The sequence below is a fragment of the Cellulosilyticum ruminicola JCM 14822 genome (assembly GCF_001311925.1).
GTDB classification, from domain to species: domain Bacteria; phylum Bacillota; class Clostridia; order Lachnospirales; family Cellulosilyticaceae; genus Cellulosilyticum; species Cellulosilyticum ruminicola.
The window spans coordinates 23,267-35,135 of sequence record NZ_BBCG01000037.1 but is presented as its reverse complement, the minus strand read 5'-3'; the positions used below and the strand labels follow the sequence as shown (position 1 = coordinate 35,135).

Annotated in this window: 13 protein-coding genes and 1 pseudogene; 5 read left to right on the top strand and 9 right to left on the bottom strand. The window is 30.1% G+C overall.

Features of this window, described 5'->3' with window-relative positions; all coding sequences use genetic code 11:
* Positions 1-83 precede the first annotated feature (83 nt).
* From tnpB to JCM14822_RS22620, 5 genes and pseudogenes are all read left to right on the top strand, one after another.
* The gene (gene tnpB / locus JCM14822_RS21955) at positions 84-254 is read left to right on the top strand and encodes an IS66 family insertion sequence element accessory protein TnpB (RefSeq protein WP_278287218.1); all 171 of its coding nucleotides are present in this window, start codon (positions 84-86) and stop codon (positions 252-254) included.
* Positions 255-348: 94 nt separating this feature from the next.
* Positions 349-615 carry a hypothetical protein gene (locus JCM14822_RS12180; RefSeq protein WP_054742659.1) on the top strand — a complete coding sequence of 89 codons (267 nt, stop codon included), beginning with the start codon at positions 349-351 and terminating at the stop codon, positions 613-615.
* A gap of 32 nt (positions 616-647) precedes the next feature.
* On the top strand, positions 648-1,421 hold the full coding sequence (gene tnpC / locus JCM14822_RS12175; protein WP_054742658.1) for an IS66 family transposase: 774 nt from the start codon (positions 648-650) through the stop codon (positions 1,419-1,421).
* A gap of 134 nt (positions 1,422-1,555) precedes the next feature.
* A pseudogene (locus tag JCM14822_RS22625) lies at positions 1,556-1,792 on the top strand (IS66 family transposase); the annotation flags it as partial.
* Positions 1,775-1,987: a transposase domain-containing protein gene (locus JCM14822_RS22620; protein ID WP_278287219.1), complete on the top strand. Its 213-nt coding sequence runs from the start codon at positions 1,775-1,777 to the stop codon at positions 1,985-1,987. The pseudogene JCM14822_RS22625 and the gene JCM14822_RS22620, both read left to right, overlap by 18 nt.
* 62 nt (positions 1,988-2,049) lie before the next feature.
* On the opposite strand, the gene JCM14822_RS12165 is transcribed toward JCM14822_RS22620, so the two are convergent.
* The 9 genes from JCM14822_RS12165 to JCM14822_RS12130 all read right to left on the bottom strand — a co-directional run bounded on the left by JCM14822_RS12165 (position 2,050) and on the right by JCM14822_RS12130 (position 11,867).
* Entirely contained in the window at positions 2,050-3,030 is a 981-nt protein-coding gene (locus tag JCM14822_RS12165; RefSeq protein WP_054742656.1) for a UDP-glucuronic acid decarboxylase family protein, read from the bottom strand.
* A 97-nt stretch (positions 3,031-3,127) separates the two neighbouring features.
* Positions 3,128-4,156, bottom strand: coding sequence for a glycosyltransferase family 2 protein (locus JCM14822_RS12160; RefSeq protein WP_054742655.1), 1,029 nt, complete (start codon positions 4,154-4,156; stop codon positions 3,128-3,130).
* Between the two features lie 21 nt (positions 4,157-4,177).
* Positions 4,178-5,362 carry a nucleotide sugar dehydrogenase gene (locus JCM14822_RS12155; RefSeq protein WP_054742654.1) on the bottom strand — a complete coding sequence of 395 codons (1,185 nt, stop codon included), beginning with the start codon at positions 5,360-5,362 and terminating at the stop codon, positions 4,178-4,180.
* Between the two features lie 32 nt (positions 5,363-5,394).
* Positions 5,395-5,619: an ABC-2 family transporter protein gene (locus JCM14822_RS25050; protein ID WP_278287217.1), complete on the bottom strand. Its 225-nt coding sequence runs from the start codon at positions 5,617-5,619 to the stop codon at positions 5,395-5,397.
* Positions 5,591-6,199, bottom strand: a complete 609-nt coding sequence (locus JCM14822_RS12150; protein ID WP_278287216.1) for an ABC transporter permease — start codon at positions 6,197-6,199, stop codon at positions 5,591-5,593. Before JCM14822_RS12150 ends, JCM14822_RS25050 begins: the two co-directional genes overlap by 29 nt.
* A gap of 5 nt (positions 6,200-6,204) precedes the next feature.
* Positions 6,205-7,002, bottom strand: a complete 798-nt coding sequence (locus JCM14822_RS12145; RefSeq protein WP_242861500.1) for an ABC transporter permease — start codon at positions 7,000-7,002, stop codon at positions 6,205-6,207.
* On the bottom strand, positions 6,977-8,044 hold the full coding sequence (locus JCM14822_RS12140; RefSeq protein WP_054742652.1) for an ABC transporter ATP-binding protein: 1,068 nt from the start codon (positions 8,042-8,044) through the stop codon (positions 6,977-6,979). The genes JCM14822_RS12145 and JCM14822_RS12140 overlap by 26 nt, the downstream gene beginning before the upstream one ends.
* A gap of 80 nt (positions 8,045-8,124) precedes the next feature.
* The gene (locus JCM14822_RS12135) at positions 8,125-9,363 is read right to left on the bottom strand and encodes a Gfo/Idh/MocA family protein (protein ID WP_054742651.1); all 1,239 of its coding nucleotides are present in this window, start codon (positions 9,361-9,363) and stop codon (positions 8,125-8,127) included.
* A 29-nt stretch (positions 9,364-9,392) separates the two neighbouring features.
* Complete coding sequence (locus JCM14822_RS12130) at positions 9,393-11,867, bottom strand: alpha-amylase family glycosyl hydrolase (protein ID WP_054742650.1); 2,475 nt, start codon at positions 11,865-11,867, stop codon at positions 9,393-9,395.
* Positions 11,868-11,869 lie beyond the last annotated feature (2 nt).

The following is an 11,869-nucleotide window of genomic DNA, read 5'->3' as shown; positions in this document are numbered from 1 at the left end:
AGAGTAACAGATAATTGTAATAAAATGTATAATCTTCACCATTTTTGTTTGCCGAAATCTCTCCATTTTATTTTACCATTAACATGTGGGAAGATAATGGTTTTTGGATCCACTTTAAACGTTTGGAAAAAGGAAGCATTAGTTGGCCTGAATCTTTAGAAGATGAAATGACCATGAATCTCACTTTAGATGACTTTGAAAATCTGATTAAAGCACCTGGTATTAAACAAAAGATTAAGCGACAAGAAGTATGAAAAAAACCTTAATTTAAGACTTTTTTAGATAGAAATCCTCTGTTATTCATAGTATAATAAATTCAGAAATTACTAACAAACGGAGGGTTTTAAAGTGAACTTATTACAACAACAACAAAAGGAAATTGAAGCTTTAAAATCCAAATTAAAAGAACAAGAAGAAAAGATTGCCTTACAAGAAAAAGAAATCGCTCAAAAGAAGGAAAAACTTGCGTCATTAGAAAAATTAAATGCGTGGTACATAGAACAACTTAAATTGCGTCAACAAAAGAAATTTGGTGTGTCATCTGAAAAAGCTGATTCAAACCAGATTGCTATTGCTGACGCTTTTTCAGATTTATTTAATGAGCAGAAGTTTTAAAACAGCCAATCACAGTTGAGCCAGACCAAGATATGGTAATCCCTGAACATAAGAGAAAAAAATCTAAAAGAGGTGCTAAATTCGATACACTTCCTGTAGAAACAATTGAATACAAACTTTCAGAAGAAGAAAAAGTATGTGCTACTTGTGGCGCACCTTTAACAGAGATGAAAAAAGAAATCAGAAAAGAGCTAGTAATCATCCCTGCAGAAGTAAAAGTCATTGAACATGTGACTTACGTATATAGCTGTAGAAAGTGTGATAAAGAAGGGACAGGTAGTTTTATAAAAGCTGCTGAAAGTCCTAAAGCACTTATTCCTAAAAGTGTGGTTTCACCTAGTTTAATGGCTTACATTATCAATCAAAAATATACAAATCAAAAATATACAAATGCCATGCCATTATACAGGCAGGAACAGGAATTTAAACGCTATGCTATTCACCTCACCAGACAAGACCTTTCAAATTGGACTTTAAAAGGTGCCACATTATTAAAGCCACTTTTTGAAGAGCTCCAACAAGAACTTTTTACGAATGAATTACTTCATGCAGATGAAACCACTGTTGAAGTACTTAATGAGCTAGGAAGAAAGGCGACTTCTAAATCGTACGAATGGCTTTATAGGACCACTAAGCACGCTGAAAGACCTGTAATCATTTATGATTATCAAGTAGGTCGAATTGGTGAATATGTGAAAACATTCTTAAAAGACTGGAAAGGAACCTATCTTCACTGTGATGGATATAGTGGCTATAAAAAGCTTGAAAACGTTACATTATGTGGCTGCTTAGTTCATGCTAAATGAAAATTTCACGAGGCATGGCAGGCAGGTCAGAATAATGAAGACGCTCGAAAAGGCGAAGCTTATATCCAGGAGCTTTTTGCAATAGAAAGTGAAGCTGATCAGTTAAATTATACAGTTGAAGAAAGTTTGAACTTCGACAAAAAAAGTCAAAAAAGAAGTTAGACGAGTTCTATGCTTGGATAAATGAGATTAATTCAAAAACTTTGCCACAAAGTTTATTGGGCAAGGCTATTACGTATGCCCTTAATCAAAAAGAATATCTGAGCAACTTCCTAAAAGATGGACGAATTCAGCTTAGCAATAATCTAGCTGAACAGTCAATCAAAATGTTTGTGATTGGTCGTAAGAATTGGTTGTTTTCTAACACACCAAATGGAGCTAGATCTTCTTCTATTATTTATAGTATCATTCAAACAGCAATAGCCAATAACCTTAAGCCAATGTACTACTTGGAATATGTGTTTGAACAGATTCAATTAAACGAGACTCCGCAGATTTCAGAAATTTTGCCATGGTCAGTAAGTATTCCTGAAAAATGCAAAAACCCAGATACGCCACAAAGCTAGTTAAAGTATACTAGCTGTGGCGTATTTTTTGTAGGCGTATTTGAATTGACGCTTACATTTACCTATATAATTTCTTTAAAATATTGCATTGTTTTTTCTATGCCTTCTTTTAATTGTATTTTAGGTTCCCAATTAAGTTTCTCTTTTGCTAACGTAATATCTGGTCTTCTTCTACATGGATCATCTTGTGGTAGTGGCATGTATATAATTTTAGATTTTGAACCAGTTAATTCAATTACTAAATCTGCTAGTTGTTTAACTGTAAATTCTCCTGGATTTCCTATATTAACTGGCCCATGTATAGTATCATTACTATTCATTAACCTCATCATTCCTTCAATTAAATCAGTTACATAACAGAAACTCCTAGTTTGTTCGCCATCCCCATAAACTGTAATATCATCATTTCTTAATGCTTGTACAATAAAATTAGATACTACTCTTCCATCTAAAGGATCCATATTAGGCCCATACGTATTAAAAATCCTCATTACCTTAATATTAACATTATACATTCTATGATAATCAAAGAGTAATGTCTCTGCCACACGTTTACCCTCATCGTAGCAAGCTCTAATTCCTATTGTATTAACATTTCCATGATAAGTTTCGTTTTGTGGTGTTATTTGTGCATCACCATATACTTCACTTGTACTTGCTTGTAATATCGTTGCATTCGTTTTTTTAGCAATTGCTAACATATTCATGATTCCCCATACACTTGTTTTTAATGTTTGTATAGGATCTTTTTGATAATGTATAGGACTTGCAGGACAAGCTAAATTATATATCTGTTCTACTTCTGTAATGCTAATATCCCCTGATTTAAATGAAAAAACAGTATCTAGATTAATTGGTTGAATAATATCATGATTAATGAAGATGAAATTTTCTTTCTCCATTAAATCTACTATATTTTCTTTTCTTCCTGTATATAAATTATCAATACAAACTACATAATTTCCTTGTTCAACTAATACTTTACATAAATTACTTCCTAAAAAACCAGCTCCACCCGTCACTAATATCAATTTTTTCTTCATCTTCAATATCTGCGTATATTTATATCTCTAATATATCTATACTTTCCTTTCTTTCAGCTTATATTGCGATTACTTCAAATAAAATCTGTTACTTTTCTTAGTCTAGATGCAAATGTTTTTTTCTATAATCGGAATGAAAATATCGTTCCTCTCTACTCTTGAATTTTAAAAATCTCATAGTTTTTATAAACATCCATATACTTGTCCATATATGATATTTCTTATTTAACCACACATATGTCATCGAACGCTCATATATTTTCTTGTTTAACAAATTAATCAACTCTTCTTTATTGTTAATTACATCCGATTTTTTCACTAAAGCTTTCATTCTAGTATTTAACTGTATTTTCCCCTTTACATTTAAGGCAAGCTTTTCTAACATTCTACGATCATTTAATTCCTTTTCTAAGCTTTCTCCTCTATTACAAAATGCATAGATATTATTTTGTCCATAATTATATATAAAATGATAATCATTTATTGTAACTAAATTCTCATATTGCAACATTTTATACATAACATCTAAATCTTCACTTGCCTGCATTTTCTCATTAAATCCACCAACTTTTTTTATCAAGCTCTTTTTAACTACAACTGTGTTAATGTGAAAACAGTAAAATTCACTTTCAACAATATATTGAAATAAACGTTTATCAAACTTCCAATACTTCTCATTTCTATTAATGCCAAGCTTATTTTGCATATCATTAAAAATATAATCAAACCAACCACTTTCACCTATTTTTGTAATATTCCCATATACATTTTCAAGCCATAAAGTACTACAAATTTGATAATTAAATCTTTCTAATGTCTCTATACACTCTTGTAAATGATGTTCTAACCATATATCATCTGAATCTAAAAAAGCAATATATGTTCCTTTTGCTGCCATAATCCCAGTGTTTCTAGCGCCTGAAACTCCCTTTTTATTTGAGTTACTAATACATCTTATATTTTTATTAGTTTCTTGATACTTAGTTACAATAGAGACAGTGGTATCTATTGAGCCATCATCTACTACTATTAATTCCCACTCTTTGTATGTCTGTTTTATTACGGAATTAATAGATTCAGCAATAGTTTTCTCACTATTAAAAGCAGGCATTACTATACTTACCACTTCATCTCCTCCTTTACTTTTCTAGTCCCTTGTGTATAAATCTCTCGTATATACTTTTTCTATACTATCTAATATTTCTTCCTCACATCTATTTGCAACAATAATAGTACTCTCTTTCTTAAACTCTGCTAAATCCTTATAAACTTTATTTCCCATAAATTCATCTGTATTTAACATAGGTTCATATATAATAACTTCTTTGCCTCTATCATTTAATTGTTCTACAATATCTATCATACTGCTTTGTCTATAGTTATCTGAGGATTTTTTCATACTTAATCTATATATTCCTATAATCTTAGGATTCATTTTAAATATCTGGTCTACTATATAACCTTTTCTAAGTCCATTAGACTCACTAATAGATTTAATAATTTTGCTAGGAATATCTGAAAACTGTATAGCTAATTGCTTTGTATCCTTTGGTAAGCAATATCCTCCATATCCAAATGAAGGATTATTATAATATTGTCCAATTCTAGGATCATCGCAAACCCCTTCTATCATTTTCTCTGAACATAATCCTCTCATTTCCGCATATGTATCTAATTCATTGAAAAAACTAATTCTTAATGCTAAATATGTATTGGCAAATAATTTTACACCTTCTGCTTCTTCTGTATTCATTATAATAATTTTTGTTTCTTCTTTTAATGTTGCTTGTTCTATTAATTTTGCAAACTCATATGCCTTCTCTTCCATATCACTATTTTCTTTATTCCATCCCACAATAATCCTTGATGGATATAAATTATCATATAAGGCTCTTCCTTCTCTTAAAAATTCTGGTGAAAATAAAATATTAGTACAATTAAACATTTTGCTTAATTTCTCTGTATATCCTACTGGAATCGTTGATTTTATTACAATTATAGCTTTACTTCCGGATTCTAAAATATTTTCTACTACGCTTTCTATTGATGATGTATCGAAATACTGTTTATCTTCATCATAATTAGTAGGTGTTGCAATTATAATATAATTAGCATCTGTATAATCTACCTCTTGACTTGTTACACCTGTTAGATTTAAGTCATCTCTTTTTAGATACTCCTCTAACTCTTTATCTTTAATTGGTGACTTTTTTTCATTTATTAGATTAATTCTTTCTTCACTTATATCAGAAATAACGACCTCATTATGCTGTGCTAATAAAACCGCATTTGCCATTCCTACATATCCTGCTCCTACAACTACTACCCTCATTTTTCTCTCCTTCCAATATGTACTAATATTTTTTAAGAACCTGTTCCATCATATGCAACGGCTCCTTTCATCCATATCTTATAGCTTATATAGAAGAATATAATTCCTATTATTGCTGTACAATATGATAATATTGGAATATTTTCTGGTGTTAAGAATATTAAGCTTGGATAATAGGCAATAAAACCTATTGGTATAATTAAAGTAAAAAACCATTTTAATATTCCATTAAAAAATTGATATTGGATAACGTGCATAATCACCTAATTTAAATATCAGTGACATAATATACTCTGCACCTTGTACAGATTTAAAATTTACTGCTGCAGCTAGATTTATTAACCCCATCATAAATAAAGATGCCGTTAGTAAATTTAAAATAAGTAATACAAAACTTACTACTGTAAAAGGAATATGTAAATGTTGCCATGCATATGCTAATGCACCTGCTCCAATCATAAATTGGCCTATACCTTTTACATCAAATACTTCAGAGTTGTAATAGAAATATATGTTTATAGGTTTTACACAATATTTAATAAAATCTCCTGTCAAAACATTATCTCCTAGATTCCAATTATTATCTAAAAAACATTGTGCTGGAGTTATAGATAATAATGAGAAACTATACAAAAACATAATTTCATAATATCCCCAACCAGCTATATCATTGAAATTATTAAATAAAATTTTAAACACGATGAATGCTGATATATTAGTTATAATTAACCCTATACATGATATTATAAAATCTATAGGATAACTCATTTTACACTTTAAATCTTGTATAAAAATTATTTTGTATAAATGTAGATAATGTCTAATTTCGTTCTTCATTAGTATTACCCTCCATTAACAGTTATAAGTTTCTTAGAATTTTTCCATACAAGTGCTGCTAATATTCCTGTTATTATAACCCACACAATCTGTATTAACAGTAAATGCATGTATTCCGTTAGCTTACAATTGTGACTTAGTATAATAGTTAATGGTGTATTATAAATATATTGAAAAGGTAGATACTTACATAAGTTTCTAAGTACTACCGGGAAAAATACTAAAGGAATTCTTGCTCCTGATAACAATGCTACAACTACTTCTTTCATAATATTAATTCCCCATATAGATTGGGTATAGAAACATAAAATACCTACTATGAAATCTATAAAATAATTAATTAATATACTGAGTATTAAACTAATTACAAAAAAGATTATATTTACGCCTAATACAATCATACCTTTTGTTAATACATATACTATACAAAAAGTCGGTATAAACAGTGTTATTATCGATACAATATATTCACCTGACTCGAAAAAAAACCAGTAAACCAGATAATTCATAGGTTTTAATAAATCTATTCCAACCTGCCCAGATTGATAATCCATTCCCATCCACCAAACTACTCTAGATCCCATTATCATTGAAATAGTTGCTGCAAGTACAAGATATATCATGGTGTCATAAAAACTCATTCCGTTTACAGTGCCTGTTTCAACTGACATATATACTGCTTTCCATAAATAATACGTAACAATTAAATAAATTAAATTACCAATCAAATTAATATAAATACTACCTCGGAAATTTAATTTTTCTAATATACCTACTTTAGTCAATGCTAAGTATTTCTTCATTTGTCTCACCTGCATAAATCTTTTTAATTACATTCTCTGTTGATATATCATTTATTGACAAATCATAAATTCTATATTTCTCTTGAATACAATTGATAATTTCCATAGTAGATATTTTATCTTCATCAATTAATATACACACTTCTTTTTCTTTACTTTCTACAGTAATAGATGGCCTCTGAAATGTCTTTTTAGCAATTTCTTCTTCTAAATCATTTTTTATTTTCTCTAATTGTTCCTGTGTAACTTTGCTTATGTCTTTAAATAAATTTAATCTTAGTGCTCTATATGCTCCAAAGTATCTACGCAAATTCTCTATACTATCATCATATAGTACATTTCCTTTATCAATAATTACAGCCCTTTGGCATAATGCATCAACGTCACCCATATCATGAGTTGTTAATATAACCGTTGTATTCTTTTCTTTATTTAAGACCTTTATCATTTCCCTTATCCTAGCCTTCATAGCTACATCAAGACCAATAGTAGGTTCGTCCAAAAATACAATACTTGGGTTATGTAAAAAGGATGCCATAATATCGCATAGTATTCGTTGTCCTAATGACATTTGGCGTACTGTGCATTGTAATAACTCTTCCTTACCAAGAATGCAATTGAGCAGCTCTAAATTTTCTTTATATTCTTTATCACTAATGCGGTACATGTCTTTTAATAATTTAAATGACTCAATTGCTGGCAATGCCCATCTTAACTGTGTACGTTGTCCAAACACTACACCTATGTTTTGAGCATTCTTAACTCTATTTTTGTATGGAACAATTCCATTTACTGTGATGCTCCCTGAGGTAGGTTCTAAAATTCCTGTCATCATCTTAATCGTCGTTGATTTACCTGCCCCATTAGGCCCTAAATACCCTACTATCTCTCCAGGTAGGATTTCCATACTTACACCATTTACAGCTTGTACAACCTTATATTCTCTAAAGAACAAATCTCGTATACTACCACATAAGCCTTCGTGTCTATTAGCAACCTTAAACTCTTTCCTTATATCCTTTACAACAATAATTGGTTCCACCCTTAACCAATCCTCCCTGTCTTCTTTTAGCCTATGTAATATATCTTTTTTCTTATAAAGCTTTATTTAATGCATTACAATTATATTTCTAGAACTTTATTAATATCATCTTGATAATTTGCTACTTTAAGATTCATTACATCTTCTACTAATACACTTTGTTTTAATTCTGCTGACTCATAAACCGCATATGCTACTGCTAAGTCTCTATATCCAACCTCAGCTGTTACTTCAAGCTCTCTTCTTCCAAATAAGAAGTCTATAAATTCCCTTTGTTCTAATGCCATAGTCTTTCTAAGGCCATGTGGGAATAAGAATTCTTCTTCTTCCTTTGTAATATTTTGTAAGAATTCTTCTTGAAGCTCTTCCCAACTAATAACTAAATCATTATTATAATCATAAATTCCATCTTTCCATAAAAGAGAGCCTTCACTTCCTGATAAGCAGAAAGTACGATCCAATCTTCCTGTTGCTGCACGAGAAACAACCCATGTTCCTAATACTCCATTTTCAAATTCTAAAATTGCACTTGTTGTGTCCTCTAAATTTGATTCTACTGGGTCTTCTAGATTTTCTCTTTCTACAAATTGTATTGATCTAGTTTTTCTATATTTACTAATAGCTTTTTCATTTGCTTTAGTTTTTTTCTTTATAAACTTTTTATAGCGAATATTATCATAGCATCTACTTACTGCAGTAACTCTTTTAACACCACCTAAAATATTCATCCATAAATCAACAAAGTGGATACCTCCATCTAGTGTCCATCCTCCACCTGCTATATACTTTTCATCACGCCAATCCCATGACCATTGACGTAAAGCTATATCCATAACATTTAAAACACGTGGTTGACCAATTAATCCCGATCTAACTGCCCATGCTGCTGCTCTTTCTGATAATGCATATCTGTAGTCTTCCATTATCTTTAGCGTTACTCCATTTTCTTTCGCACAATCCATCATCATTCTTGCAGCCTTTAATGTAATTGCTAAAGGTTTCTCAATTACAACATGCTTCTTAGCCTTTAAACACTTCATAGATTCTATATGATGTTCATTATGTGGAATTTGAATACTAACTGCCGAAAACTCTACTGTACTATTTAACATTTCATCTACACTTTTAAAAACTGCTGCTTCTTTACCAAAAACTTCTTTATACTTTTGAGCATATTCTTCAGCTCTTGTAATATCTAAATCGCAAAATGCAGTTATTTCAAAATCACGGAATCCTTTTTCATATTGTTCAACATATCCATCCCAATGAGATATAAAAATTTCTCCACATCCTACAATTGCTAATTTTAATGTTTCCATATGTATTCCCCCTATTCTAATACATAATTTTAAATAGCTTTTTTAAATTTTAAAATTTCATAACTTATACCATCTAACTCTAATACTAATTTTCTATCTATTAGATTTACAGTATTATGTCTCTTTACAGACTCTACTTCTTGTATCTCTCCTACTATATTCTTGATATTATCTAATGATAATTCTATTCTATGATTTACATGATCCTTATTGAAAATAAAGATATAACCATAATCATCATCTGTATATCTAATCAATGATAACCAATTTTCTTCATTTGAGTATTCAAGAAATCCTATTTTCCCTGTGCTTAAAATCTGATTATCTTTTCTCAAATGATATAAGTATGAAACTTCATCTCTTAATTGATGGTCAAAGACTACATCATTTACGATATTTGAGTTATTAGGATCTGCTGGATAGCATAATCTCTCTGGTTCATATTCTCCAATATCATCCCATAACATTGGTTTTCTACAATGAGGGTCATTTCCTCCCCACATACCACACTCTGTTCCATAATACAATGCTGGTGCCCCAACATATCCGATTTGGAATGCTATTAGAAGTCTTAATATCTTAAAGTCTTCTTGTGAAGGAGCTGAACCATCATAATGATGATAACTATATTGAACCTTATTATCGTAACAATAGCCCCTCTTTTTATTTTTAATCATTGATGAAATTCTATCTGTATCATGACTATCTAATATATTTTGCATACTATAATTAGAATGAGAATTATACTTAATAGCATTTTCTTTTAATTTCTGCACAAATTGACCAGTGCTTAATGTATCATTAGGTTTAATAAAGTAGTCATATAATAACTCACCAAATCTATAGTTAATAATAGCATCATAACTATCTACTAAGAATGGCTCATAACTTGTAAACATCATTTCGCCTAAAATATAAGCATCCTTATTGATACTCTTTACATGTTTTCTCCACTTTCTCCAGAATTCAACTGGTAGCTCATTAGCTACATCTAATCTCCATCCATCTACACCTAAATATGTATTGCCATCTCCTAATGGCTCCATCCATCTTCTTGTTATATCATAAAGATGTTTATCAAAAAGTGGTGCTTGATGATCTCCATATAATTTTAATTTAGGTAGCTCAGACATACCAAAGAATCCCATATATTCAAACTTATCTTCTGAACACTCATTGATAGCAAACCAATCATAGTATTGAGAATCCTGTCTATTCTTTTTAATATCCTTGAATGCCCAGAAATATTCTCCAGTATGACTAAATACACCATCTACTATTATCTTCATATTTCTATCATGAATCTTTTCAACTAACTCTATAAATTTCATATCAGCCTTAGTAAACACCCATGTAGACGGATCTAATGTTTCATTTGCATTTTCTAATAATTTAATATCGTATTCAGGATCTGGTCCAAAATTTGGATCTATGTGTCTTAAATCTACCGTATGATATTTATGATATCCACTTCCCCAGAATACAGGTGTTACACAAATAGCATTAACACCTAAACCTTCTAAGTAGTCTAATTTTTCTATAATACCATCAAGATTTCCACCACATTCACGATAATATATATCTGGATAATATTCTCTTTCATTTTCTCTAAGAGTATACCAATCCTTTTTCCAGTTTTCAGTCTTACGTGTATCTTCACCTTTATAACGGAAACGATCTGGCATTAAGTTATACCATATTGCTTCTTTACTCCATTGTGGTGTTTCAAATCCATCAGAGGAATCAGGACATCTTGTCCATTCTTCTTTACTCTCTATAAGATTATTTCCTTTAATAACTGTTTCCGTTTCTTCACCCATATTATTTTTAAGTATAATTCTAACTTGTTCATTCTTTGATTTCATATATCTTTTTAGATAAAAATATTTCACATTATTCTTATCACTAATTAACTCAAAAGCTACTCTCTTATCATCTTTTATTAAAAGTTCTGCATCCACATACCCTACTGTTGCTAAGTTAATTTCATAGAATTCTTCATCTATATTTGTTATTTGAGCAAAGCTATTTTTTAACCATTCTGATACCTGATTACATTCATTGAAATCTGGATAAACCATAATACCTGAATATCTAAATCCAGGACAGCTTAAGTTTGGTATTTTTAAATTTGTATCTGCCTTATTATCCATGATCCATACTTGTTCATCTTCATTCTTATGTGGATTTAATACAAATTCATAAAAATATAATCCAGGTTCGAGTTCCATACAAACAGTGTATTTTCCATTGCATTCTTCATAATTCATATCCATATATACTTTTTTATGATCTAATGAATTAAAAATACTGATTCCAGCTGCCTCTACGCCACTAGCTCCCCTGTACTTAATATCACTTTTACGGAATAATTTTTCTTGGCAATATCTTTCCCATTCCGTTTTAGGTTCTGTTACATTTAATCTATCATCCTCAAACAGTCTATACTCAAAATATACTTTTGTTTTTCTACAATTCTTGTACATTTTTATATAATTATACATGT